Annotated in this window: 25 protein-coding genes and 1 pseudogene; 18 read left to right on the forward strand and 8 right to left on the reverse strand. The window is 58.8% G+C overall.

All coding sequences use genetic code 11. The features are described 5' to 3' along the window. Positions 1-3: 3 nt before the first annotated feature. From dut to D3Z90_RS26070, 6 genes and pseudogenes are all read left to right on the forward strand, one after another. The gene (gene dut / locus D3Z90_RS26045; protein WP_136478738.1) at positions 4-459 is read left to right on the forward strand and encodes a dUTP diphosphatase; all 456 of its coding nucleotides are present in this window, start codon (positions 4-6) and stop codon (positions 457-459) included. A 133-nt stretch (positions 460-592) separates the two neighbouring features. After that, a pseudogene (locus tag D3Z90_RS26050) lies at positions 593-1,972 on the forward strand (phosphomannomutase/phosphoglucomutase); the annotation flags it as partial. A gap of 29 nt (positions 1,973-2,001) precedes the next feature. After that, complete coding sequence (argB, locus tag D3Z90_RS26055; RefSeq protein WP_136478740.1) at positions 2,002-2,907, forward strand: acetylglutamate kinase; 906 nt, start codon at positions 2,002-2,004, stop codon at positions 2,905-2,907. Between the two features lie 136 nt (positions 2,908-3,043). After that, on the forward strand, positions 3,044-3,721 hold the full coding sequence (locus D3Z90_RS26060) for a CsgG/HfaB family protein (RefSeq protein ID WP_136478741.1): 678 nt from the start codon (positions 3,044-3,046) through the stop codon (positions 3,719-3,721). 33 nt (positions 3,722-3,754) lie between these two features. Further along, on the forward strand, positions 3,755-4,123 hold the full coding sequence (locus D3Z90_RS26065) for a DUF4810 domain-containing protein (RefSeq protein WP_136478742.1): 369 nt from the start codon (positions 3,755-3,757) through the stop codon (positions 4,121-4,123). 20 nt (positions 4,124-4,143) lie between these two features. Further along, positions 4,144-4,779 (forward strand): DUF799 domain-containing protein, encoded by a 636-nt coding sequence (locus tag D3Z90_RS26070; protein WP_136479051.1) that lies wholly within the window; start codon positions 4,144-4,146, stop codon positions 4,777-4,779. A gap of 31 nt (positions 4,780-4,810) precedes the next feature. On the opposite strand, the gene pyrE is transcribed toward D3Z90_RS26070, so the two are convergent. Then, the gene (gene pyrE, locus D3Z90_RS26075) at positions 4,811-5,452 is read right to left on the reverse strand and encodes an orotate phosphoribosyltransferase (protein WP_136478743.1); all 642 of its coding nucleotides are present in this window, start codon (positions 5,450-5,452) and stop codon (positions 4,811-4,813) included. Positions 5,453-5,533: 81 nt separating this feature from the next. Between pyrE and D3Z90_RS26080 the strand changes: the two genes are divergently transcribed. After that, positions 5,534-6,313, forward strand: coding sequence for an exodeoxyribonuclease III (locus D3Z90_RS26080; protein WP_028942456.1), 780 nt, complete (start codon positions 5,534-5,536; stop codon positions 6,311-6,313). A gap of 63 nt (positions 6,314-6,376) precedes the next feature. On the opposite strand, the gene D3Z90_RS26085 is transcribed toward D3Z90_RS26080, so the two are convergent. Both D3Z90_RS26085 and rph read right to left on the reverse strand, forming a co-directional pair. Then, positions 6,377-6,745 carry a DUF4870 domain-containing protein gene (locus tag D3Z90_RS26085; protein ID WP_136478744.1) on the reverse strand — a complete coding sequence of 123 codons (369 nt, stop codon included), beginning with the start codon at positions 6,743-6,745 and terminating at the stop codon, positions 6,377-6,379. A 25-nt stretch (positions 6,746-6,770) separates the two neighbouring features. Further along, positions 6,771-7,493: a ribonuclease PH gene (gene rph, locus D3Z90_RS26090; RefSeq protein ID WP_136478745.1), complete on the reverse strand. Its 723-nt coding sequence runs from the start codon at positions 7,491-7,493 to the stop codon at positions 6,771-6,773. 241 nt (positions 7,494-7,734) lie between these two features. Here rph and D3Z90_RS26095 point away from each other — a divergent pair, with 241 nt between their 5' ends. Both D3Z90_RS26095 and gmk read left to right on the forward strand, forming a co-directional pair. Further along, on the forward strand, positions 7,735-8,598 hold the full coding sequence (locus tag D3Z90_RS26095) for a YicC/YloC family endoribonuclease (RefSeq protein WP_136478746.1): 864 nt from the start codon (positions 7,735-7,737) through the stop codon (positions 8,596-8,598). Between the two features lie 13 nt (positions 8,599-8,611). Then, entirely contained in the window at positions 8,612-9,232 is a 621-nt protein-coding gene (gene gmk / locus D3Z90_RS26100) for a guanylate kinase (RefSeq protein WP_136478747.1), read from the forward strand. Between the two features lie 21 nt (positions 9,233-9,253). On the opposite strand, the gene D3Z90_RS26105 is transcribed toward gmk, so the two are convergent. From D3Z90_RS26105 to D3Z90_RS26120, 4 genes are all read right to left on the reverse strand, one after another. Beyond that, positions 9,254-10,804, reverse strand: a complete 1,551-nt coding sequence (locus D3Z90_RS26105; protein ID WP_136478748.1) for an APC family permease — start codon at positions 10,802-10,804, stop codon at positions 9,254-9,256. A gap of 112 nt (positions 10,805-10,916) precedes the next feature. After that, positions 10,917-11,696, reverse strand: coding sequence for a gamma-glutamyl-gamma-aminobutyrate hydrolase family protein (locus D3Z90_RS26110; RefSeq protein ID WP_136478749.1), 780 nt, complete (start codon positions 11,694-11,696; stop codon positions 10,917-10,919). A gap of 14 nt (positions 11,697-11,710) precedes the next feature. Then, positions 11,711-13,204: an aldehyde dehydrogenase gene (locus D3Z90_RS26115; RefSeq protein ID WP_136478750.1), complete on the reverse strand. Its 1,494-nt coding sequence runs from the start codon at positions 13,202-13,204 to the stop codon at positions 11,711-11,713. A gap of 18 nt (positions 13,205-13,222) precedes the next feature. Continuing rightward, positions 13,223-14,605 carry a glutamine synthetase family protein gene (locus D3Z90_RS26120; protein WP_136478751.1) on the reverse strand — a complete coding sequence of 461 codons (1,383 nt, stop codon included), beginning with the start codon at positions 14,603-14,605 and terminating at the stop codon, positions 13,223-13,225. Positions 14,606-14,849: 244 nt separating this feature from the next. Between D3Z90_RS26120 and D3Z90_RS26125 the strand changes: the two genes are divergently transcribed. From D3Z90_RS26125 to D3Z90_RS26145, 5 genes are all read left to right on the forward strand, one after another. Then, on the forward strand, positions 14,850-15,728 hold the full coding sequence (locus D3Z90_RS26125) for a LysR family transcriptional regulator (RefSeq protein ID WP_136478752.1): 879 nt from the start codon (positions 14,850-14,852) through the stop codon (positions 15,726-15,728). 202 nt (positions 15,729-15,930) lie between these two features. Further along, the gene (gene rpoZ / locus D3Z90_RS26130) at positions 15,931-16,197 is read left to right on the forward strand and encodes a DNA-directed RNA polymerase subunit omega (protein WP_028942466.1); all 267 of its coding nucleotides are present in this window, start codon (positions 15,931-15,933) and stop codon (positions 16,195-16,197) included. A 60-nt stretch (positions 16,198-16,257) separates the two neighbouring features. After that, entirely contained in the window at positions 16,258-18,366 is a 2,109-nt protein-coding gene (spoT, locus tag D3Z90_RS26135) for a bifunctional GTP diphosphokinase/guanosine-3',5'-bis pyrophosphate 3'-pyrophosphohydrolase (protein WP_136478753.1), read from the forward strand. 23 nt (positions 18,367-18,389) lie between these two features. After that, positions 18,390-18,770, forward strand: coding sequence for a RidA family protein (locus D3Z90_RS26140; protein WP_038615925.1), 381 nt, complete (start codon positions 18,390-18,392; stop codon positions 18,768-18,770). 58 nt (positions 18,771-18,828) lie between these two features. Next, a complete protein-coding gene (locus D3Z90_RS26145) occupies positions 18,829-19,554 on the forward strand; it encodes a hypothetical protein (protein WP_136478754.1) in 726 nt (241 codons plus the stop codon). Positions 19,555-19,566: 12 nt separating this feature from the next. On the opposite strand, the gene D3Z90_RS26150 is transcribed toward D3Z90_RS26145, so the two are convergent. Further along, the gene (locus D3Z90_RS26150) at positions 19,567-20,424 is read right to left on the reverse strand and encodes an SDR family oxidoreductase (RefSeq protein WP_136478755.1); all 858 of its coding nucleotides are present in this window, start codon (positions 20,422-20,424) and stop codon (positions 19,567-19,569) included. 196 nt (positions 20,425-20,620) lie between these two features. Between D3Z90_RS26150 and exbB the strand changes: the two genes are divergently transcribed. The 4 genes from exbB to D3Z90_RS26170 all read left to right on the forward strand — a co-directional run bounded on the left by exbB (position 20,621) and on the right by D3Z90_RS26170 (position 23,808). Further along, on the forward strand, positions 20,621-21,631 hold the full coding sequence (gene exbB, locus D3Z90_RS26155) for a tonB-system energizer ExbB (RefSeq protein WP_136478756.1): 1,011 nt from the start codon (positions 20,621-20,623) through the stop codon (positions 21,629-21,631). A 3-nt stretch (positions 21,632-21,634) separates the two neighbouring features. Next, entirely contained in the window at positions 21,635-22,060 is a 426-nt protein-coding gene (exbD, locus tag D3Z90_RS26160; RefSeq protein ID WP_136478757.1) for a TonB system transport protein ExbD, read from the forward strand. Then, positions 22,057-22,794 (forward strand): energy transducer TonB, encoded by a 738-nt coding sequence (locus D3Z90_RS26165; protein ID WP_136478758.1) that lies wholly within the window; start codon positions 22,057-22,059, stop codon positions 22,792-22,794. Before exbD ends, D3Z90_RS26165 begins: the two co-directional genes overlap by 4 nt. Before the next feature lie 93 nt (positions 22,795-22,887). Next, positions 22,888-23,808, forward strand: a complete 921-nt coding sequence (locus D3Z90_RS26170) for a hydrogen peroxide-inducible genes activator (protein WP_136478759.1) — start codon at positions 22,888-22,890, stop codon at positions 23,806-23,808. The last annotated feature ends 3 nt before the right edge of the window (positions 23,809-23,811 follow it).

Raw genomic sequence — 23,811 nt, forward strand, 5'->3', positions numbered from 1 at the left:
TGCATGCACGCTCTACAAGCCAAGATTCTTGATCCACGCATCGGTAACGAATTCCCGCTGCCGCAATACGCCACTCCGGGCTCGGCGGGCCTCGACCTTCGCGCCATGCTCAAGGAAGACACCGTCCTGGAGCCTGGTCAGACCCTGCTCATCCCCACCGGCCTTTCGGTCTACATCGGCGACCCTGGTCTGGCTGCGCTGATCCTGCCGCGCTCGGGCCTGGGCCACAAGCACGGCATCGTGCTGGGCAATCTGGTCGGCCTGATCGATTCCGACTACCAGGGCGAGCTTATGGTTTCCTGCTGGAACCGTGGCCAAACCCCATTCACCATCACCATTGGCGAACGTATCGCGCAACTGGTCCTGGTGCCTGTGGTGCAGGCTCATTTCGATATCGTCGAAACCTTCGACGAGAGCCAGCGCGGTGCAGGCGGCTTTGGACATTCCGGCAGCAACTGATCGAACCACTGCCCACTGTGCGCCAAGGATGGCGAACTCTCTGGCGAAAAGACCGTCAAAGCGTTCAGTTTGAGCCTGCCCTGCACGCCCTCGATATTGGAGCTCCCCAGAGATGAACGACATGGCACACCTAGCACCTGCACTTCCAGAAAGCATCTTTCGCGCTTACGACATCCGTGGCGTGGTAGGTGACACCCTGACCGCCGAGACTGCCTATTGGATCGGCCGCGCCATTGGTGCGCAAACCCTGGCTCAAGGCGAACCGAACATCTCGGTTGGCCGTGATGGCCGCCTGTCCGGCCCTATGCTGGTCGAGCAGTTGATCAAAGGCCTGGTCGAAGCAGGCTGCACGGTAAGTGATGTTGGCCTGGTGCCGACGCCTGCCCTGTACTACGCCGCCAACGTCCTGGCAGGTAAGTCCGGTGTAATGCTCACCGGCAGCCACAACCCACCGAACTACAACGGATTCAAAATCGTCATCGCTGGCGACACCTTGGCCAACGAACAAATTCAGGCACTGCTGACACGCCTGAGAACCAACGACCTGACCCGCGGCGAAGGCCGTGTCGAACAGGTCAAAATCCTCGAGCGCTATTTCAAACAGATCACCGGCGACATCAAGCTGGCGAAGAAACTCAAGGTCGTTGTCGACTGCGGCAACGGCGCCGCTGGCGTGATTGCCCCGCAACTGATCGAAGCCCTGGGTTGCGAAATGATTCCGTTGTTCTGCGAAGTCGACGGTAACTTCCCTAATCATCACCCGGATCCAGGCAAACCTGAAAACCTCGTCGACCTGATTGCCAAGGTCAAGGAAACCGGTGCCGACCTGGGCTTGGCCTTCGATGGCGACGGCGACCGCGTCGGTGTCGTCACCAACACCGGCAGCATTGTCTATCCCGATCGCCTGCTGATGTTGTTCGCCAAGGACGTTATCGAGCGCAACCCGGGTGCCGAGATCATCTTCGACGTCAAATGTACGCGTCGCCTGACCCCGCTGATCCAGCAGTATGGTGGCCGCGCGCTAATGTGGAAGACCGGTCATTCGTTGATCAAGAAGAAGATGAAGCAGACCGGCGCACTGCTGGCCGGCGAGATGAGCGGACACATTTTCATCAAGGAACGCTGGTACGGTTTCGACGACGGCATCTACAGTGCTGCGCGCCTGCTAGAGATCCTCAGTAAAGAATCCACCGATGCCGAACAGCTGTTCGCCGCGTTCCCAAATGATATTTCCACACCGGAAATCAACATTGATGTGACCGACGAAGGTAAATTCAGCATCATTGATGCACTGCAACGCGAAGCTGATTGGGGCCAAGACGCCAACCTGACCACCATTGATGGTGTGCGGGTCGACTACCCCGATGGCTGGGGCCTGGTTCGCGCCTCCAACACCACACCGGTGCTGGTATTGCGCTTCGAAGCCGACAACACCGCCGAACTGCAGCGTATCCAGGAAATATTCCGCGCTCAGTTGAAGCGCGTTGCTCCTGATCTGCAACCCAAGTTCTGACCGACTATTTGTTCCAATTGGAGCCCTGCATGACCCTCGATCGCGATGCCGCCACCCATGTCGCCCAGGTTTTGTCCGAAGCGCTGCCTTATATCCGCCGCTTTGTCGGCAAGACCCTGGTGATCAAATACGGCGGCAACGCGATGGAGAGCGAAGAGCTCAAAACCGGCTTTGCTCGCGATGTGGTGCTGATGAAAGCTGTCGGCATCAACCCGGTGGTGGTTCACGGTGGCGGCCCGCAGATTGGCGACCTGCTCAAACGTCTGTCGATTGAAAGCCACTTTATCGATGGCATGCGCGTCACCGATGCGCAGACCATGGACGTGGTCGAAATGGTGCTCGGCGGCCAGGTGAACAAGGACATCGTCAACCTGATCAACAGTCATGGCGGCAGTGCCATCGGGTTGACCGGAAAAGACGCTCAACTGATCCGCGCGAAGAAGCTCACCGTTACCCGCCAGACGCCTGAGATGACCACTCCGGAAATCATCGACATCGGCCATGTAGGCGAAGTGGTCAAGGTGAATACCGACCTGCTGAACATGTTGGTCAAAGGCGATTTCATTCCGGTGATCGCCCCGATCGGCGTCGGTGAGAATGGCGAGTCGTACAACATCAACGCCGACCTGGTAGCAGGCAAGGTGGCAGAAGCACTGAAGGCTGAGAAGCTGATGCTGCTGACCAACATTGCAGGCTTGATGGACAAGCAAGGCACTGTGTTGACTGGCCTGACGACCGAGCAGGTCAACGAGCTGATTGCCGACGGCACTATCTACGGCGGTATGCTACCGAAGATCCGCTGCGCCCTGGAAGCCGTGCAAGGCGGCGTCAACAGTTCGCATATCATCGACGGCCGAGTACCAAACGCAGTACTGCTGGAAATCTTCACCGACAGCGGTGTGGGTACCCTGATCACCAATCACAAACCGCGCTAACGCCTTGATTGCGGGGCACACCTGCCCCGCAATTGTTCCTTGCGTCTCCTGCTTCCCCCTCAAGGAAATTGCCTGCCAGCCGAAACAGCTGGCACAATTAGATGCAAACCATTTGTATTTACCCGGGAGAAGTAGTGTGAAATATGCGTCACAAGGACTCGTGCTGGCAGCCGCCATCGCATTGGGCTCTATTGCAGGCTGTGCAACAGAAACCTCAAGGGCCGTCGCGGTACAACAAGTCGAAAGCGTCAACCGCCCCTACAGTGGCCTGCGCACCCCCATCGCTGTAGGCAAGTTCGACAACCGTTCCAGCTACATGCGCGGCATCTTCTCCGACGGCGTCGATCGCCTCGGCGGTCAAGCCAAGACCATCCTGATTACCCACTTGCAACAGACCAACCGGTTCAACGTACTGGACCGCGACAACATGGGTGAAATCCAGCAGGAAGCGGCCATCAAAGGCCAAGCCCAACGCCTTAAGGGTGCTGACTTCGTCGTGACCGGCGATGTCACCGAGTTCGGACGCAAAGAGGTGGGTGACCATCAGTTGTTCGGCATTCTCGGCCGCGGCAAAACCCAGGTCGCCTATGCCAAGGTCGCCCTGAACATCGTCAACATCAGCACCTCTGAAGTGGTCTATTCGAGCCAGGGTGCGGGTGAGTTTGCCCTGTCCAATCGTGAAGTGATCGGCTTCGGCGGCACTGCCAGTTACGACTCTACCCTTAACGGCAAAGTACTTGACCTGGCTATGCGCGAAGCCGTCAACAAGCTTGTCGATGCAGTAGAAAGCGGCGCCTGGAAGCCTGCGTCTTAATACGAAGACTCAATTCACCCGGACGAACACAGAATGAGTAACGCAAATTTTGCCTGGCGCATGGTCGTCGGCGTCTTGCTGGGCGGTGTCTTGCTAACTGGCTGCACCTCACATAAGCCGCTGTACCAGTGGGAGAGTTACCAGCCCCAGGTGTATCAGTACTTCAAAGGGGAATCGAAAGAAGCCCAAGCGGAGGCGCTTGAGCGCGACCTGCAGAAGATCCGCGCCAAAAGTGGTGCTGTACCGCCCGGCTATCACGCTCAGCTCGGCCTGCTCTACTCGAGCCTGGGCAAGGATGACCAAATGATTCAGCAGTTCCAGACGGAGAAAGCCCTGTTTCCAGAGTCGACCGCTTACATGGACTTCTTGATGAAAAATGCCCAGCAAGGAGCCAAACAGTGATCAGTCGTCTTATAAAATTGATGGTTGGCGCGTGCATCCTGTCGTTGTTCGCAGGCTGCGCCGAGCGCAAGACGGTCGACTACTCAGCCTTCAAGCAAGCTCGTCCGCGCTCGATCCTCATTTTGCCTCCGCTGAACGAGTCGCCGGATGTTAAAGCCAGCTACAGCATGCTTTCGCAGGTTACCTACCCGCTGGCTGAGGCCGGCTACTATGTGCTGCCTGTCGCTCTGGTCGACGAGACATTCCGTCAGAATGGGCTGACCACGCCAGCCGATATCCATCAGTTGCCAACCAATAAGCTCAACGAAATATTTGGTGCGGACGCGGGGCTTTATGTGACCGTCAGCGACTACGGCACACGCTACATGGTGATTAGCAGCGCATCGATCGTGACTGCCAGCGCTAAGCTTGTCGATCTTAAAACCGGTACTACCCTGTGGACCGGCACCGCCACGGCGTCTAGCGAAGAAGGAAATAACAACGCCGGCGGCCTGGTCGGTATGTTGATCACCGCTGCGGTCAAGCAAATCATCAACACCACATTGGATGACGCCAGCTATCCAATTGCTGGCATGACTGGCGCACGTCTGTTATCGCCTTACCAGAACGGCGGGCTGCTCTACGGGCCTCGCTCGCCGAAATACGGCACGGACTGACCAAAAAAAAGGCCGCGGATGCGGCCCTTTTTTAGATCCCGTACTGGGCTCGATAAGCTTCGACAGCCGGCAAGTGCTGCTTGAGCGCCGGATCGTCGGCAAGGAATTCCAGCACTTGGGTCAGCGAAACAATGCTGACCACTGGAATGCCGAAGTCGCGCTCCACTTCCTGGATAGCTGACAACTCGCCGTTGCCGCGCTCCTGGCGGTTCAACGCGATCAATACGCCTGCAGCCTTGGCCTGCTGGCCCTGGATAATCTGCATGACTTCACGGATAGCGGTGCCAGCGGTGATTACGTCATCGATGATCAGCACCTCGCCCGTCAGCGGTGCGCCGACCAGACTGCCGCCTTCGCCGTGAGCCTTGGCTTCCTTGCGGTTGAAACACCATGGCAGGTCAAGATCGTGATGCTCGGCCAGAGCCACTGCGGTGGTTGCCGCCAGCGGAATACCTTTGTAGGCCGGGCCAAACAGGACGTCGAACGGAATCTTGCTGTCGACGATCGCCGCAGCATAGAAACGCCCGAGCTGAGCCAGGGCCGAACCACTGTTGAACAGGCCGGCATTGAAGAAGTACGGGCTAGTGCGCCCGGACTTGAGAGTGAACTCACCGAAGCGCAGAACCCCACGATCGATGGCAAAACGTATGAAATCGCGCTGATACGGCTGCATGAAAAGTCCCGGATTACCACGGATTTAGCTAAATGAGTACAGCTCGGGTATCATACACGCACGAGATTTTTGGGGCCATTTATGCGGATCATCAGTGTGAACGTAAATGGCATTCAGGCTGCAGTCGAGCGTGGTTTGCTCAGCTGGCTGCAAGCCCAGAATGCCGACGTCATCTGCCTTCAGGATACCCGCGCCTCGGCCTTTGAACTCGACGACCCAGCTTTTCAGCTTGATGGCTACTTCCTTTATGCCTGCGACGCAGAAGTCCCCGCCCAAGGCGGTGTGGCACTTTATTCGCGGTTGCAGCCCAAGGCAGTCATCAGCGGCCTGGGCTTCGAGACAGCCGACCGCTACGGACGTTACCTGCAGGCCGATTTTGACAAGGTAAGCATCGCAACGCTGCTGCTGCCTTCGGGAATGAACGGCGACGAAGACTTGAATCAGAAATTCAAGTTGATGGACGACTTCGCCAAGTACCTGGACAAGCAGCGACGCAAGCGTCGTGAATATATCTACTGCGGCTCGTTGTACGTGGCGCAGCAGAAACTCGACGTGAAAAACTGGCGTGATGGCCAGCAATCACCGGGTTTCCTGGCACCTGAGCGTGCCTGGATGGATACCGTCGTCGGTGATATGGGTTATGTCGATGCGCTGCGTGAAGTCAGCCGTGAAGGCGACCAGTACAGCTGGTGGCCAGACAACGAGCAGGCCGAGATGCTCAACCTGGGTTGGCGTTTTGACTACCAGCTACTGACCCCAGGCTTGCGTCGCTTCGTGCGCAGCGCTCGCCTGCCGCGTCAGCCACGCTTCTCCCAGCACGCGCCACTGATCGTGGACTACGACTGGACACTGACGATCTGATCGTTCAGCCATAAAAAAACCGACATCACGTCGGTTTTTTTTATGGCTGTCTGCAACTGATCGTTATTTGATCGGCCGCCAGGTCAGCGGGTAGCGGTAAGGCTGGCCATCGTTGGCCTTGACCCCGGCAACGATGGTGAGGATCAGCACAGCAACCATAAGCATGCCGAACAGTACGATCCCTACCAGCACGAACATCAGCGCAAAGCAGATGATCGAGGCTAGGAACACCGTGAGCTGGAAATTCAGCGCTTCCTTGCCCTGGGCATCAATGAACGGATCGAGGTCCTTTTTCCATATCCACATCACCAGCGGACCCAGCAGGTTGCCAAAAGGCACGACCAACCCCAGCAGGGCGGCCAGGTGACAGAACATCGCCCACTGACGAATCTCGGCATTGGGGGTAGGCAACTGTAGTGGTTGCTCGCTCATGCTCTGCTCCTTGCCTTGTCGACTATCAGTCAGCCAGCGCAGCTGTCTGCAATTCGAACAGATCAGCCATGCCCTTTTGTGCCAACGCCAGCATGGCATTGAGCTCTTCTGGCTGGAACGGCGCGCCCTCAGCGGTACCCTGGACTTCGATGAAACCACCTTTGCTGGTCATGACCACGTTCAGGTCGGTTTCTGCAGCCGAGTCTTCGAGGTAGTCCAGGTCAAGCACTGCTTCGCCCTGGTACATGCCAACCGAGACGGCAGCGATCATGTGCTTGAGTGGATCGCCACCTTTCAGGCCGCCACGCTTCTTGACCACACGCAACGCATCGATCAGGGCGACCATGGCGCCTGTGATGGAAGCGGTGCGGGTGCCACCGTCGGCCTGGATCACGTCACAGTCGACATACAGGGTGATGTCACCGAGCTTGCTCATGTCCAGGGCGGCACGCAGCGAGCGCCCGATCAGACGCTGGATTTCGAGGGTACGGCCACCTTGCTTGCCACGCGCGGCTTCACGCTGGTTACGCTCGCCAGTGGAGCGTGGCAGCATGCCGTACTCAGCAGTCAGCCAGCCTTGGCCCTGGCCTTTGAGGAACCGAGGTACACCGTTCTCGACACTGACCGTACAGACGACTTTAGTGTCACCGAACTCGACCAGCACTGATCCCTCGGCGTGTTTGGTGTAGTTGCGGGTGATGCGGATCGAGCGGAGCTGATCGGCAACGCGACCACTTGGACGTTTCATTTGGGATACCTGTACTGGGTTTGAATCTGCCCAGCATTATAGAGCGCGCTGGGGCTCGAGGACACGTCTATTGTCGCAGCCCGTGAAACAGCGGGCCCAGAGGCGTTGGTCGGTTTTTTCCGGGTTTTTCCAGACTGTTTGTAACATCAGTGGATTGGGAGCCAGCACCGCACTGCGCTACAATCTTGCGCCTTTGCAGCCGGTTGGCTTTCCCTTAACCCCTTTTTGCGAGGTACTTCCCATGGTGCACAGCATGACCGCTTTTGCTCGCGTCGAGCGCGCAGGTAGCCAGGGCACCCTGATCTGGGAACTTCGCTCGGTGAACCACCGCTACCTTGAGCCGCACCTGCGCCTGCCCGAAGCTCTGCGAGACCTTGAAGGAGCCGTGCGCGAAGCCCTGCGCCAAGGCCTGTCACGCGGCAAGGTAGAGTGCACCTTGCGCTTCAACGAAGAGAGCACCGGCAAACCCCTGCAGGTTGACCGTGAGCGTGCTGCCCAGTTGGTAGCTGCCGCCGAAACCGTCGCCAGCCTGATCAAACAGCCAGCAGCGCTCAATCCCCTGGAAGTGCTAGCCTGGCCAGGCGTACTGGTCGCCGATGCCAATGACCCACAAACCCTCAACAGTGAAGCCATGGCGCTGTTCGTCGAAGCGCTGAATGAACTGAAGAGTGGCCGCAACCGCGAAGGCAGCGAGTTGGCGCGCCTGATCAACGAACGCTTGGATGGCATGGCCAGCGAGGTCACCACCTTGCGTGCCCTGGTGCCGCAGATGCTCGCCGCCCAGCGTCAGAAAATCCTCGATCGCTTCGCCGACATGCAGGCTGAACTCGATCCGCAGCGTCTGGAACAGGAAATGGTCCTGCTGGCACAGAAGAGCGACGTTGCCGAAGAACTCGATCGCCTGAGCACCCACATCACCGAAGTACGCCGGGTACTCAAGTCCGGCGGTGCCGCTGGTCGGCGCCTGGACTTCCTGATGCAGGAGCTCAATCGCGAAGCCAATACCCTGGGCTCCAAAGCCTTCGACCCACGCAGCACCCAGTCCGCGGTCAACCTCAAGGTACTGATCGAGCAGATGCGTGAACAAGTACAGAACATTGAGTAAGGCCACCCCGACCATGAATCAAAGCAGCGGCACCCTTTATATCGTTTCCGCCCCGTCAGGCGCAGGCAAGACCAGCCTGGTCAAGGCCCTGATCGACGCTGACAACAGCATCCAGGTTTCGGTATCGCACACCACTCGCGCGATGCGTCCAGGCGAAGTTCACGGCGTGAACTATCACTTCGTCGAGCACACCGAATTCAAGCTGATGATCGAGCAAGGCGACTTCCTCGAGCAGGCCGAAGTCTTCGGCAATTTCTATGGGACATCGCGCAGCGCGCTGCAGCAGTCCCTGGACCAAGGTCATGACCTGATTCTGGAAATCGACTGGCAAGGTGCTCAGCAGGTGCGCAAATTGATGCCTGAAGCGCGCTCGATCTTCATCCTGCCGCCAACCCAGGAAGCCCTGCGCCAACGCTTGACCAACCGTGGCCAGGACAGCGACGAGATCATCGAAGGCCGCATGCGCGAAGCAGTCAGTGAGATGAGCCACTACGACGAGTATGACTTCGTCATCATCAACGATGACTTCGCCACTGCGCTGGAAGACCTCAAAGCGGTATTCCGCGCCAACCGCTTGCTGCAGGCTCACCAGCAGCAGCGTCATGGCCAACTGCTCAAGCAATTGCTTGCCTGAGCAGCGGGTAACTCCAACCGCTTAGCGGCGGTTGGAGACTGTGGCGTGACGCTGCAGCGTCATACCCAGGAAGAACGCCGGCGCACGCAGGCGTGACAGCATCATCAGCCCCAGCCCCAGCAATGTGATGATCACTGCGATCACGAACACCAGACCCAAGCCCCCTACATGCGAACCGCTGCCGAACGACGGCGATGCACTGTCGATGGCCGTCTGCAGGAAGATCACCGAAAGAATACCGCCACCAAGCAGCGGGCACAGGCCACGCATCAGGAAGTGGCGTACGCTGTCGAACAAGCTGTGGCGGAAGTACCAGACGCAGGCGTAAGCAGTCAGCGAGTAGTAGAAGCAGATCATCATGCCCAGCGCGGTAATGGTATCCGCCAGCACGTTTTCACTCAGGGTCCGCATGGTGACGTAGAACACGCCTGCCGCTACACCGGCACAGATTGTCGCGTACCGCGGCGTTTTCGAGCGCGGGCAGATATTGGCAAACCGCTCCGGAACCGCGCCGTAGTACCCCATCGCCAGCAACGTTCGGGCCGGCGACACGAAAGTCGACTGCAGCGATGCTGCGGTACTGGCCAGCACGGCGATGGACATCAGGATCGCCAATGGTCCCATGACTGGCCCCGCCAGGTGAGCGAAGACGTTCTCTTGAATGCGCGGATTGTTCAGGCCCAGACCGATATCACCAATCCCGGCGAACTGCAGGGTGGCAATCGCCGTTACCAGGTACAGACCCAGGATCAGCAGCACGGTCAGGGTCGCCGCGCGGCCAGGGGTATCTCCGCTACCCACCGACTCTTCGCTGATGCTCAAGCAGACATCCCAGCCCCAGAAAATGAAGATCGACAATGACAGGCCGGCAGTAAATGCCGAGAACGATTCGACACCGAATGGGTTGAACCAGTCGAGATCGAATTCCAGCGGTGGCGTTACAGAAGACTCGCCAAATGCAGCCATTGCAAAGCCCACTAACACCACTAATTGCAGTGCGACCAGGCCGTACTGCACTGTCATGGTCGTGGCGATCCCGCGGCAGCAGATCCAAACCGCCATGGCGATGAACACGCAACAGGTGACAACGTTGATTAACAGGTTGTCCGCCAGCGCTGCCACCTCGTGACTACCGGATATTTGCCCGAGGAACAGATAGAAGAAGTCGACTGCCACCCCCGCAAGGTTGGACAGCACAATGGTTGTGGCAGTTACCAGGCCCCAACCGCCAATCCAGCCGATCATCGGACCGAAAGCCCGTGCCGACCAGGTGAAGGAGGTGCCGCTGTCAGGTTCAGCCGCGTTCAACTCGCGATAACCCAAGGCTACCAGGAGCATCGGCAGGAAGCCGACGATGAACACCGCCGGCAAATGAGCGCCGACTTCGCGCACTGTAGGGCCGAGCGCACCCGTGAGGGTGTAGACCGGTGCAATGGTAGAGATGCCCAGGACAATGCTCGCCAGCAGTCCAAGCCGACCCTTGGCCAGCCCCTTGGAAGCTTTCGATACACCGTTTTCCTCGGCGCGAGCCTGTCCAATACCTGGAGACAGGCCTGCTTCGTATTCACTCATGAGTAGTTGCCGCCGCTTTTACTATTGTTTTTCAGGGCGCCCCACAGCACGCCCGCTTGCACTCAATGAATCCTGTTACGTGTTGCTTGAACTCCGGATCAACCGGATGACCTCATACGGTCGTCTCCCGGTGCCGCTCACCCCTTGCACGGGCCAGGCATGCTTCCCGAAACGCCTGGAATAGACGCAACGAAACCGGATTTTCGGCCAAGCGATATTCGGGGTGCCATTGCACACCGACCACAAAGCCCGGCGCATCCTCCATGGACACGGCTTCGATCAGTCCGTCCGGCGCCAGGGCCTCGGCCCGCAGGCCGTCAGCCAGGCGATTGATTCCTTGGCTGTGAAGCGAATTGACCATGAAGCTTTGCTCCAGCCCCAGTCGCTCGAACAGCCCGCCGGGCTGCACAGTAACGCTATGACGTGGGCTGTATTGCTCTTCCAGCGGGGCATCCTGCGGCTCACGGTGATCAAGGAAACCTGGTAGCTCCTGCACTCGCTGGTGCAGTGTGCCGCCCAAGGCAACGTTCAATTCCTGAAAACCACGGCAGATGCAAAACACCGGCACACCGGTGGCAATGGCGGCCTGCAACAGAGGCAGAGTCAGCCGGTCACGAAACACATCGTGCTTCGTACCTTCCACGCTGGGGGCGCCATTGTAATGATGCGGCTCGACATTAGAAGGCGAACCGGTAAAAAGAATGCCATCTAGGCGCTCTAGCACGCGCTGCGGATCAACCGGCTCGGCGCGAGCAGGCAGGATCACAGGGATCCCGGCAAAACCTGCTGCTTCGACATATTTATCGCCGACCGTGTGCGACGAGTTATTGCCCAATTGCTGACGACAGGCAGAAATGCCAATCAAAGGCGGCAGGTCATTGGTAGTTTGCATGGGTTCACCCTCCCTTACAGCTTGATCCAGGTCGCCTTGAGTTCGGTATATTTATCAAATGCGTGCAGCGACTTGTCCCGACCATTACCCGACTGCTTGAACCCGCCAAATGGCGCAGTCATATCGCCGCCGTCGTATTGGTTGACCCAGACGCTGCCGGCACGCAAGGCGCGGGCACTCTTGTGGGCACGAGAGATGTCACTGGTCCAGACTGCTGCGGCCAGGCCGAATGGCGAGTCATTGGCGATGGCAATGGCCTCTTCGGCGCTGTCGAAGGTGATGACCGAAAGCACTGGCCCGAAGATTTCCTCGCGAGCGATACGCATGGCGTTGGTTACGCCATCGAAAATCGCCGGCTGCACATAGACGCCGCAGGTGTCTTCCAGCACACGCTCTCCGCCCGTTAGCAACGTGGCGCCATCTGCCTTGCCGGCCGCGATGTAACCCAGCACGGTGTCTAGCTGAGTGCTGTCAACCAATGCGCCGACACGGGTATCAGGGGCCAGGGCGTGTCCCGGTTTCCAGGCCTTGAGCGCCTCGACCACCATGGGCAGGAAGCGCTCCTTGATGCTGCGCTCAACCAGCAAACGTGAACCGGCAATGCATACCTCGCCCTGATTGAAGGCAATGGCAGCCGCTGCCGCATCGGCAGCCGCTTGCAGATCGGGAGCGTCGGCAAACACGATGTTCGGGCTCTTGCCGCCGGCCTCCAGCCAGACACGCTTCATGTTCGATTCACCGGCATACACCATCAATTGCTTGGCAATACGGGTAGAACCGGTAAACACCAAGGTGTCCACGTCCATGTGCAAGGCCAAGGCCTTGCCCACGGTGTGGCCGTATCCAGGCAACACGTTCAGCACACCCGCCGGAATTCCGGCATCGAGTGCCAACTGAGCGACGCGGATCGCGGTCAGTGGTGACTTTTCGGACGGTTTGAGAATCACCGAGTTACCGGTGGCCAAGGCCGGACCGAGCTTCCAACAGGCCATCATCAGTGGAAAGTTCCACGGAACAATGGCCGCAACCACGCCGACCGGCTCGCGGGTGACCAGACCCAACTGGTCGGACGCGGTTGCAGCAACTTCGTCGTATATCTTGTCGATGGCTTCGGCGTGCCAACGGATGGCATTGGCCGCAGCCGGAATATCAATGTTCAAGGAATCGGCAATCGGCTTGCCCATGTCCAAGGTTTCCAGCAGCGCCAGTTCCTCGGCGTTGGCCAGAAGCAGGTCGGCGAAAGCGATCAACACCCGCTTACGTTGCGCTGGTGCCTGCTGCGCCCAGACGCCGCTGTCAAAACTGCGTCGGGCTGCGGCAACAGCACTCTCGGCATCCGCACTGTCACAACTGGCGACCTGCACCAGCTGGCGACCATCGACCGGACTTGAACAGTCGAAAGTGTCACCAGAAACACTGGCACAATACTGCCCATCGACAAAGGCACGGCCTTCGATCTTCAGGGTCTGGAACAGCTGTTCCCAGTGTTCACGTGGTGCAATTGTCATTATTGTTTTCTCCGGGCATCACACGGTATGCAGGTACCAGTTGTATTCGAGGTCGGAAATCGACACCTCGAACTCAGCCATTTCGCTTTCCTTGCAGGCAACGAAAATGTCGATGTAGTCCGGGCTGATGTATTTGTTCAGCACTTCGCTGTCATCGAGCTCACGCAACGCATCGCGCAAGTTGTTCGGCAGGCTCTGCTCCAACTGTTCGTAGGAGTTACCTTCAATCGGCGCACCTGGCTCGATCTGATTGGTCAGACCGTGATGGATGCCTGCCAGAATCGCCGCCATCATCAAATACGGGTTGGCATCTGCGCCCGCTACGCGGTGCTCGATACGAACTGCATCGCTGCTGCCGGTAGGTACGCGTACCGCTACTGTGCGGTTGTCCAGGCCCCAGCTAGGTGCATTCGGCACATAGAACTGGGCACCGAAACGGCGGTAGGAGTTGACGTTCGGGCACAGGAAGGCCATCGAAGCCGGCATGGTTTCCAGCACGCCACCGATCGCGTGGCGCAGGGTTTCGCTTTGTTCCGGGTCATCGCTGGTGAAGATGTTCTTGCCGGTTTTCTTGTCCAGCAACGAGATATGCACATGCAGACCGTTGCCCGCCTGGCCTGGGTACGGCTTGGCCATGAAGGTGGAGTCCATTTCATGGTCGTAGGCGATGTTTTTGATCAGACGCTTGAGCAACACCGCGTAGTCGCAGGCCTTGATTGCATCAGCAACGTGATGCAGGTTGACCTCGAACTGCGCAGGAGCGCTTTCCTTGACGATGGCGTCGGCTGGAATACCCTGCTCTTTCGCCGCTTCGAGCATGTCCTGCAGGCAGTCCACATACTCATCAAGATCATCGATCAGGTAGACCTGGGTCGATTGCGGGCGCTTGCCGGAGATTGGCGAGCGGGGTGGCTGCGGACGACCGTTGAGGTTGTCCTGGTCGATCAAGTAGAACTCGAGCTCGAACGCCGCGCAAATATCCAGGCCCAGCGCGTCGAACTTCTCGACCACACCGCGCAGCACTTCTCGCGGGTCGGCAAAGAACGGCGCACCGTCCAGCTCGTGCATGGTCATCAGCAACTGAGCGGTAGGGCGCTTTTGCCAGGGCTCGTAGCTCAGGGTGCCGGGAATCGGGAAGCAAATGCGGTCTGCGTCGCCGATATCCAGGCCCAGACCGGTGCTTTCCACGGTGGAACCATTGATATCCAGGGCAAACAGCGATGCTGGCAGGTTGATGCCTTTTTCGTAAACCTTGACCAGGCTCGCACGCTCGATGCGCTTGCCTCGTACCACTCCGTTCATGTCGGCAATCAGCAAATCGACAAATTGCACCTCAGGGTGGGCCTTGAGAAATTCACCCATCTCGTCGAGAGGGATGGCGCGCGGGGAGACCGACGTCATGGCTAGGCATCCTTTGATCTTTTATCGAACGATTGTGAAGGAGGTACTGCGGCGCTACTGAGAGCGGCGATGGTTTAGTTTGTTCTTTTAAGTAGTCCCATCGTGGGGAACTGCAGGGCGATGCCATCTGGGACTCACGTTCCACATCCTGACAACGCCGCGAGTTGATTCACGACTGCTGGCTCACTATAGAATGGCCCTAGCGCAACAGACATTGGCATTTAGGCAAGCAAAGAGTGCACCCATGCAATATCAGATCAGTCACGCCGACCTCTCGCTGGTACTCGCCCTGGTACGCGGGCGCTCACTGGCAAAAGCCGCAGAGCTACTGCGGGTTGATGTTTCGACGGTATTTCGCTCGATTCGGCGCATGGAAGCTGCCCTGGGTACCGCGTTATTTGTAAAAAGCCGCAAGGGCTATATACCTACTGGCACGGCTCAGGCCCTGGCCGAGCAGGCCGAGCGCGCCGAACAAGCTCTGGATGCTGCCCGGGTAGCACTGGAACACGGTGAACAGGTGGTTAGCGGCACCGTGCGCTTGACCTGTACCGATGCCGTACTGCACAGCCTGTTACTGCCAGCACTGGCCGAGTTCATGCCAGCCTACCCGGCGTTGTCGCTGGAGCTGGCAACCTCCAACACCTTCGCTAACCTGAGTCGACGCGATGCCGATCTCGCTTTACGCCTGACCAACTCGCCACCTGAGCACTTGGTTGGCCGCTGCCTCGGTTCAGCTTCCTACGTGGTGTGTGGCCGCGAGGAATATCGGGAAAAACTTAAACAAATCCCGGCCAGCCTGCCGTGGATTGCCCCGGACGACACCATGCAGGACCACTCCACTGTGGTCTGGCGCAGCGAGTACCTACCCGCTGTGAACCCGCGTTATAAGTGCAGCAGCATCTCTGCCATTGCGCAGCTGGTAACCGCTGGCCTGGGCGTGGCCGCCCTGCCCGACTACATGGCCCATACCCTGCCAGGCGTCGAAGCATTGAGCGATGCCTTGCCCGGCTGCGATACCGAGTTATGGCTGCTGACACGTCCTGATTGCCGTGCGTTGCGCTCGGTGCAGACCTTGTTCGACGAACTTACCCCGCGCCTGCGCGATGCCTTGAGTCGCCAGTAGTATCGCGGCGCGCCTCCCGTCTGGGCATATTCGATTGCAACCGATACAAGACGGTTGTGCTAGAGCCCCCTATCTAGGTATCGTCAGGGCAATAAGGACCCGAAACGAAATCAGCGCTTCCCTAAAGGCTGGTGATTTTTTAAACTATCGAGTCCGCTCGCCCATTTGGGCTGAACACCGCATTTGCTACTTGAGGAAGACCATGGCCCGCGTAACCGTTGAAGACTGCCTAGAACACGTGGATAACCGTTTTGAGCTGGTCATGCTCTCTACCAAGCGTGCCCGTCAGCTGGCCACCGGCGGCAAAGAGCCGAAAGTGGCATGGGAAAACGACAAACCTACCGTCGTTGCACTGCGTGAAATCGCTGAAGGCATCTGCACCCCTGAGTTCATCGCTGCCGAATCCATTGTCGAAGTCGAGCCCGCTTTCGCCTTCGGCAGTGAGGAAGAGGCCAACGAGGCCGTCTAAGCCCATGCCTGGTCGACGTAGTACGGCGCAGGTCCCCTTTCCTCGGCAGGAGGTAATCCTGTGCCGAGCATAGACGCCCTCGCCGATCGTCTGTCGACCTACCTCGGCCCAGATCAGGTCAACCTGGTACGCCGAGCGTATTTCTACGCCGAACAAGCCCACGACGGCCAACGCCGTCGTAGCGGTGAGCCTTACGTCACGCATCCGCTGGCGGTGGCTAGCATCCTCGCCGACATGCACATGGACCATCAAAGCCTGATGGCGGCCATGCTTCATGACGTGATCGAAGACACCGGCATCGCCAAGGAAGCCCTCAGCTCGCAGTTTGGCGAGACGGTGGCCGAGCTGGTCGATGGAGTCAGCAAGCTGACTCAGATGAACTTCGAGACCAAGGCCGAAGCCCAGGCGGAAAACTTCCAGAAAATGGCCATGGCCATGGCCCGGGATATCCGCGTAATTCTGGTCAAGCTCGCCGACCGCCTGCACAACATGCGCACACTCGAGGTGCTGTCAGGCGAAAAACGCCGACGCATAGCCAAGGAAACCCTGGAAATCTACGCACCCATCGCCAATCGCCTGGGTATGCACAGCGTGCGCGTGGAGTTCGAAGACCTGGGCTTCAAGGCTATGCACCCGATGCGCTCTGCGCGCATCTACCAAGCCGTCAAGCGGGCCCGCGGCAACCGCAAGGAACTGGTCAACAAGATCGAAGAGTCGCTCGCCCACTGCCTTGCCGTCGACGGCATCGAAGGCGAAGTCAGCGGCCGGCAGAAACATCTCTATGGCATCTACAAGAAGATGCGTGGCAAACGCCGCGCCTTCAACGAGATCATGGATGTCTATGCGTTTCGCATCATTGTCGACAAGGTAGACACCTGCTACCGCGTACTCGGCGCCGTGCACAACCTGTACAAGCCACTGCCGGGGCGTTTCAAGGACTACATTGCGATTCCCAAGGCCAACGGCTACCAGTCGCTGCATACCACCTTGTTCGGTATGCACGGCGTGCCAATCGAGATCCAGATTCGCACCCGCGAAATGGAAGAGATGGCCAACAACGGCATTGCTGCCCACTGGCTGTACAAGTCCAGCGACGACGAGCAGCCCAAAGGCACCCATGCCCGTGCCCGCCAGTGGGTCAAAGGCGTGCTGGAAATGCAGCAACGGGCTGGCAACTCCTTGGAATTCATCGAAAGCGTGAAGATCGACCTGTTCCCGGACGAGGTCTACGTGTTCACGCCCAAGGGCCGCATCATGGAGCTGCCCAAAGGCTCCACCGCGGTCGATTTTGCTTACGCGGTACACACCGACGTCGGCAACAGTTGCATCGCCTGCCGAATCAATCGGCGCCTGGCACCGCTGTCCGAACCTTTGCAGAGCGGTTCGACGGTCGAGATCGTCAGCGCCCCCGGCGCGCGGCCTAATCCTGCCTGGCTCAATTTCGTGGTCACCGGTAAGGCCCGCACGCATATTCGCCACGCTCTCAAACTGCAACGCCGTTCCGAGTCCATCAGCCTGGGCGAACGCCTGCTGAACAAGGTGCTGAATGGCTTCGACAGTGCACTGGACAAAATCCCTCAGGAACGCGTCCAGGCCATGCTCAGCGAATATCGCCTGGAGCAGATCGAGGACATGCTCGAAGACATCGGCCTGGGCAATCGCATGGCTTATGTCGTTGCCCGCCGCCTGCTCTCTACAGAAGGCGAACAGCTCTCGACTCCAGAAGGACCACTGGCCATTCGCGGAACCGAAGGCCTGGTACTCAGCTACGCCAAGTGCTGCACGCCCATCCCGGGTGATCCGATCGTTGGCCACTTGTCTGCGGGCAAAGGGATGGTCGTGCACCTCGAGAACTGCCGGAACATCAGTGAAATCCGTCACAACCCGGAAAAATGCGTGCAGCTGTCCTGGGCCAAGGATGTCACCGGCGAGTTCAACGTCGAACTGCGCGTCGAGCTGGAGCATCAGCGCGGCCTGATCGCCCTGCTTGCCAGTAGCGTCAATGCCGCCGACGGCAACATTGAAAAAATCAGCATGGACGAACGCGATGGTCGCATCAGCGTGGTTCAACTGGTGGTAAGCGTACACGACCGCGTGCACCTGGCCCGTGTGATCAAAAAACTGCGCGCCCTGACCGGGGTGATTCGCATCACCCGCATGCGCACGTAGCCCAATAACAGCAAGGAATCATCATGACCAAGACCGTCATCACCAGTGACAAGGCCCCAGCCGCCATCGGCACCTACTCCCAGGCAATCAAGGCCGGCAACACTGTGTACATGTCCGGCCAGATCCCTCTGGACCCGAAAACCATGGAACTGGTTGAAGGCTTCGAAGCCCAGACCGTACAGGTCTTCGAAAACCTCAAGGCTGTTGCTGAAGCCGCTGGCGGTTCGTTCAAGGACATCGTCAAGCTGAACATCTTCCTGACCGACCTGAGCCACTTCGCCAAGGTCAACGAGATCATGGGCAAGTACTTCGAACAGCCATACCCTGCCCGCGCCGCCATTGGCGTTGCCGCCCTGCCGCGCGGCTCGCAGGTTGAAATGGACGCGATTCTGGTCCTCGAGTAATACCCTCGCGTGGCGAGTCACCCGGCTCGCCCCGCTTTGCCCCGGAAAGGACCCCGCTATGCGTCACGCGCTCGCCCTGACCCTGGCTGCCGCACTGCTCGGCGGCTGCGCTAGCCACAAACCTGAAGATTACAACGGTATCTGGATCAACCAGAAAGCCATCGACACCGCCGCCAAAGGCGTCAGCCTGCGCCAGGCGCTGCAAGACAACGGCCCCAATTTTGAGTGGAAGCTCAATATTGCGGCGGCCCAGGCCAGCTTCGACAATGGCTTCGAAATCGCTAAAGGCCAGCTCAAGGCTGGAGAGAAGCAGTACCAGGCTGAATTCCCTGGCGACCAGGTCGAAACCCTGGAGCTGGACGGTAATGAGCTGGTGCAAAAATCCACCCCGCCACAACGCTTCGAGAAGGCGCGCACGCCTGCGCCAATGGGAGCACGTACCGGCACTACCTTCGAGCAGGCCCTGTACAGCGCCTACATGGGTGGTGAGTGGAAAATCATTGAAGGCCCAGGCCAAGGCGCCCAGGTACGTTTTCGCGACAATGGCAGCGTTGAAGGCTTGCCCAATCTGGACCGCTACGCGCTTTGCCTGGCTGGCGACTGCGCCGACATGAGCGGCGCATACGACAGCCTGTGGCTGGAGCGCAATCAGAAAGGCGCGCCCTGGATCTTCAAACGTAACGGTGATCAGTTGGAAATTCTGCAGGCGCTCAACAGCGCTCAGCCGGATGAGAAACCGCAGCTCACTCCAGGCGCTCGCCAATGGCTGCTCGAGCGCGACTGATCGGTTAGCGCCTCAGGCTTTATCGCCCAGGATTGCGGCGTAGCCTTCCTTGAAGCTCGGGTACTGTGGCTCCCAGCCCAATGCCCGGGCACGAGCGTTACTGCAGCGCTTGCTACCGGTACGACGCACCCGCTCCTGCTCAGACCACTGCGTTACGCCCATGTATTGGCGCAACCATGCCACCACTTCGGCCAAAGGTGCTGGCGCGTCGTCCACACCGATGTAGCAATCGTCCAAGGTACGCCCCTGGGTATCGGCCTTGAGCAGAAAGGCGAGCAGACCCGCGGCATCGTCGGCGTGAATCCGATTGGCGTACAGTGGAGGCTCTTCGGTTACTCGGTATCCCTGACGCACCTGGCTCAATAGCCATTCACGCCCTGGCCCGTAAATTCCTGTAAGGCGCACAATCGAGGCCGGGATAGCGCTGGCCAGCGCCAGTTTTTCCGCCTCCAGCATGACCGTACCCGAGTAACCTTGCGGCTCGGTCGCCGACGTTTCATCGACCCACTCACCATTCTGCTGGGCATGCACACTGCTACTGGACACGAAGAGCAAGCGCCGCGGCTTTTGCTCGTTCGCTGCCAACCAACCGAGAACGTGCTGCAAGCCCTCGACATAAGCGGCCTGATACCCTGCTTCGTCGTGCTGGCTAGCTGCCGCGCAATACACCAGATAATCCGGCGCCACCTCAGGCCAGGTGTCGGGACAGCGACGGTCAAAGAGATCGGCAGCCACCCCTTTGACCCCAGTGGGCAACAGCTCGACATTGCGACGCAGGCCGCTCACTTGCCAGCCACAAGCCAGCATCTGCTTGGCCAAGCGGCTACCCACATCACCACAACCGACAATAAGAACTGATGGCGCAGACATCTCGAAACTCCGCAAATCAAAGGTCCAGCCTATCCAAACAAATCGATAGGCGGCTAGCTATGATAGAAAAAAAGTAACTTTATTACTTCTGCTAACAAGAATTACTTGCAATAATGGCCGCCCAAATTTTGTTCTCGGCCCGTCTCGAGGCCTTGAAGGACATCCAACTCTTTCTTCTTCATCAGGTCCGGCCAGCATGACACGTATTCAACCTTCCGCTTCGCCAACCACGCCGCGCGTATGGCGCGCCATTGCCGCGCTGATGTTCAGCCTGGTACTGGCCCCCGCCGTCATGGCCGATGATCCTGTCAATGCACCCGCCACACCTGCTGCCGTTGCCCCAGCTGCCGCACCCGCTGCTGCACCTGCCGCCGCGCCTGCAACTGACGGCGAACAAGCTGCAGCACCTGTCGATCCGGCTGCAGCACCGACAGTGGCCCCCGTAGACGGTCAAGTCCCGGACACCGGTGAGCAAGGCCTGGTTGAAGAAACCAGCCTGGGCATGGCCCATGACCTGTCCCCATGGGGCATGTACAAAAACGCCGACATCGTGGTCAAGATAGTCATGATCGGCTTGGCGATTGCCTCGATCATTACCTGGACCATCTGGATCGCCAAGGGCTTCGAGCTGCTGGGTGCCAAGCGTCGTCTGCGTGGCGAAATTGCCGCCCTGAAAAAGGCTACCACCCTCAAGGAAGCCAGCGATGGCGCCAACAAGGAAGGCACCCTGGCGCACCTGTTGGTCCATGATGCCCTTGATGAAATGCGCCTTTCGGCCAATACCCGCGAGAAAGAAGGCATCAAGGAACGCGTCAGCTTCCGTCTTGAGCGCCTGGTAGCGGCCAGCGGCCGCAACATGAGCAGCGGCACCGGCGTACTGGCCACCATTGGTTCGACCGCACCGTTTGTCGGTCTGTTCGGAACCGTGTGGGGCATCATGAACAGCTTCATCGGCATTGCAAAAACCCAGACCACCAACCTGGCGGTAGTAGCTCCAGGTATTGCCGAAGCCCTGCTGGCTACAGCGTTGGGCCTGGTTGCAGCGATCCCGGCCGTGGTTATCTACAACGTCTTCGCCCGCTCTATCGCTGGGTACAAAGCGCAAGTATCCGACGCTTCTGCAGAAGTGCTGCTGCTGGTCAGCCGTGATCTGGACCACCAGCCAAGTGACCGCGCCAGCGCGCCTCACATGGTGAAAGTGGGGTAAGCCATGGGCCTGCATCTTAACGAAGGTGGCGATGACCTCGCCGAGAACCACGAAATCAACGTCACACCGTTTATCGATGTGATGTTGGTCCTGCTGATCATCTTCATGGTGGCAGCGCCTCTGGCAACCGTTGATATCAAGGTCGACCTACCAGCCTCTACCGCCAAACCGGCACCGAGACCGGAGAAACCAATCTTCCTCAGCGTCAAGGCTGACCAGAATGTCTACGTCGGTGAAGAGCAGGTCCAGCGCGAGCAACTCGGCGCGCTGCTCGATGCCAAGACTAAAGGCGACAAGGACACGACGATCTTCTTCCAGGCCGACAAAGGCGTGGACTACGGCGATCTGATGGAAGTCATGAATACGCTGCGCGCGGCCGGTTACCTGAAAGTCGGTCTGGTCGGGCTTGAGACGGCAGCCAAGAAATGATCAAGACGCGGCATAAGCTGGCGCGTTACAGCAGTAGTCTGGCGATTGTGCTGGGTATCCATGCCATTGCCGTGCTGCTGACGCTCAATTGGTCGGTACCCCAAGCGATCGAATTACCGCCTGCGGCGATGATGATCGAGATGGCACCGCTGCCGGTACCTGCTCCACCACCACCGCCCAAGGTAGTGACTCCGCCTCAGCCGCCAGCGCCGGTCGAAGAATTGCCGCTGCCGAAACTGGCTGAGGCACCGAAGCCGAAGATCGCCGTTGCCAAGCAAGTCAAGCCGAAGGCCAAACCGCAGCCGCCCAAGCCTGAGAAGAAGCCTGAGCCGCCACAAGACAAGCCTACCGACGAGCAAGTGGTCGACACGCCGCCAAGCAACGCGCCAGCGCAGAAATCCGCAGCGCCTGCTCCAAGCATCGCCACCAACAGCAATGCCTTGCCAACCTGGCAGAGCGACCTGTTGCGCCACTTGGCCAAGTACAAGCGCTATCCGGAGAACGCTCGGCGCATGCGCATGGAAGGTATCAACCGTTTGCGCTTCGTAGTCGATGGCGAGGGCAAGATACTCTCCTACGCCCTGGCTGGCGGTTCGGGAAGTGCGGCACTGGACAGAGCAACCCTGGAGATGATCCGTCGTGCTCAACCCGTACCACCACCGCCCAAGGAATTGCTCAACAACGGCAGCATCGAAGTGATCGCGCCATTCGTCTACTCGCTGGATAAGCGCTGACGCATTGTTTCTGTCACAAACGGGCAACTCTGATAACGTGCGTCTATCGATTGCAGCCGCTATGCTGGGGCCGCAAATTCATGGACGCCCGTTATGACCCTCACAGAATTGCGCTACATCGTCACCCTCGCTCAAGAACAGCACTTCGGCCACGCGGCCGAGCGCTGTCATGTCAGCCAGCCGACCCTGTCGGTGGGCGTGAAAAAACTTGAGGACGAGCTCGGTGTATTGATCTTCGAGCGCAGCAAAAGCGCTGTTCGCCTGACCCCGGTTGGCGAAGGAATCGTCGCTCAGGCTCAAAAAGTTCTCGAACAGGCTCAAGGTATCCGCGAGCTGGCCCAGGCAGGCAAGAACCAACTGACCGCTCCGCTGAAAGTCGGTGCGATCTACACGGTAGGCCCGTATCTGTTCCCACACCTGATCCCGCAACTGCACCGTGTCGCACCGCAGATGCCGTTGTACATCGAAGAGAACTTCACTCACATCCTGCGCGACAAGTTGCGCAACGGTGAGCTGGACGCAGTGATCATTGCCTTGCCGTTCAACGAAGCCGATGTCCTGACCTTGCCGTTGTACGATGAACCTTTCTATGTGCTGATGCCCAGCGAACACCCCTGGACCAAGAAGCAGACCATCGATTCCAGCCTGCTCAACGACAAGAGCCTGCTGCTGTTGGGCGAAGGCCATTGCTTCCGTGACCAGGTGCTGGAAGCCTGCCCAACCCTGACCAAAGGTAGCGACGGCGCCAAGCACACCACGGTTGAGTCCAGCTCGCTGGAAACCATCCGCCATATGGTGGCCTCGGGCCTTGGTGTATCGATCCTGCCGTTGTCGGCAGTGCATAGCCATCACTATGCGCCTGGAGTGCTCGAAGTGCGCCCACTGAGCCCACCGGCACCGTTTCGCACGGTGGCGATTGCCTGGCGCGCCAGCTTTCCGCGGCCCAAGGCGATCGAGATTCTTGCCGACTCCATCCGCCTGTGCTCGGTGGCCAAGCCATCTGCGAGTCAGTAGGAA

It is taken from the genome of Pseudomonas sp. DG56-2, assembly GCF_004803755.1.
GTDB classification, from domain to species: Bacteria; Pseudomonadota; Gammaproteobacteria; order Pseudomonadales; family Pseudomonadaceae; genus Aquipseudomonas; species Aquipseudomonas auratipiscis.

Excerpts from the sequence above, each read along its gene's own strand:
- dut (WP_136478738.1), top strand. The coding sequence starts at position 4 with ATGCACGCTCTACAAGCCAAGATTCTTGATCCACGCATCGGTAACGAA.
- argB (WP_136478740.1), top strand. The coding sequence starts at position 2,002 with ATGACCCTCGATCGCGATGCCGCCACCCATGTCGCCCAGGTTTTGTCC.
- D3Z90_RS26065 (WP_136478742.1), top strand. The coding sequence starts at position 3,755 with ATGAGTAACGCAAATTTTGCCTGGCGCATGGTCGTCGGCGTCTTGCTG.
- D3Z90_RS26070 (WP_136479051.1), top strand. The coding sequence starts at position 4,144 with ATGGTTGGCGCGTGCATCCTGTCGTTGTTCGCAGGCTGCGCCGAGCGC.
- pyrE (WP_136478743.1), bottom strand. The coding sequence starts at position 5,452 with ATGCAGCCGTATCAGCGCGATTTCATACGTTTTGCCATCGATCGTGGG.
- D3Z90_RS26080 (WP_028942456.1), top strand. The coding sequence starts at position 5,534 with ATGCGGATCATCAGTGTGAACGTAAATGGCATTCAGGCTGCAGTCGAG.
- D3Z90_RS26085 (WP_136478744.1), bottom strand. The coding sequence starts at position 6,745 with ATGAGCGAGCAACCACTACAGTTGCCTACCCCCAATGCCGAGATTCGT.
- rph (WP_136478745.1), bottom strand. The coding sequence starts at position 7,493 with ATGAAACGTCCAAGTGGTCGCGTTGCCGATCAGCTCCGCTCGATCCGC.
- D3Z90_RS26095 (WP_136478746.1), top strand. The coding sequence starts at position 7,735 with ATGGTGCACAGCATGACCGCTTTTGCTCGCGTCGAGCGCGCAGGTAGC.
- gmk (WP_136478747.1), top strand. The coding sequence starts at position 8,612 with ATGAATCAAAGCAGCGGCACCCTTTATATCGTTTCCGCCCCGTCAGGC.
- D3Z90_RS26105 (WP_136478748.1), bottom strand. The coding sequence starts at position 10,804 with ATGAGTGAATACGAAGCAGGCCTGTCTCCAGGTATTGGACAGGCTCGC.
- D3Z90_RS26110 (WP_136478749.1), bottom strand. The coding sequence starts at position 11,696 with ATGCAAACTACCAATGACCTGCCGCCTTTGATTGGCATTTCTGCCTGT.
- D3Z90_RS26115 (WP_136478750.1), bottom strand. The coding sequence starts at position 13,204 with ATGACAATTGCACCACGTGAACACTGGGAACAGCTGTTCCAGACCCTG.
- D3Z90_RS26120 (WP_136478751.1), bottom strand. The coding sequence starts at position 14,605 with ATGACGTCGGTCTCCCCGCGCGCCATCCCTCTCGACGAGATGGGTGAA.
- D3Z90_RS26125 (WP_136478752.1), top strand. The coding sequence starts at position 14,850 with ATGCAATATCAGATCAGTCACGCCGACCTCTCGCTGGTACTCGCCCTG.
- rpoZ (WP_028942466.1), top strand. The coding sequence starts at position 15,931 with ATGGCCCGCGTAACCGTTGAAGACTGCCTAGAACACGTGGATAACCGT.
- D3Z90_RS26140 (WP_038615925.1), top strand. The coding sequence starts at position 18,390 with ATGACCAAGACCGTCATCACCAGTGACAAGGCCCCAGCCGCCATCGGC.
- D3Z90_RS26145 (WP_136478754.1), top strand. The coding sequence starts at position 18,829 with ATGCGTCACGCGCTCGCCCTGACCCTGGCTGCCGCACTGCTCGGCGGC.
- D3Z90_RS26150 (WP_136478755.1), bottom strand. The coding sequence starts at position 20,424 with ATGTCTGCGCCATCAGTTCTTATTGTCGGTTGTGGTGATGTGGGTAGC.
- exbB (WP_136478756.1), top strand. The coding sequence starts at position 20,621 with ATGACACGTATTCAACCTTCCGCTTCGCCAACCACGCCGCGCGTATGG.
- exbD (WP_136478757.1), top strand. The coding sequence starts at position 21,635 with ATGGGCCTGCATCTTAACGAAGGTGGCGATGACCTCGCCGAGAACCAC.
- D3Z90_RS26165 (WP_136478758.1), top strand. The coding sequence starts at position 22,057 with ATGATCAAGACGCGGCATAAGCTGGCGCGTTACAGCAGTAGTCTGGCG.
- D3Z90_RS26170 (WP_136478759.1), top strand. The coding sequence starts at position 22,888 with ATGACCCTCACAGAATTGCGCTACATCGTCACCCTCGCTCAAGAACAG.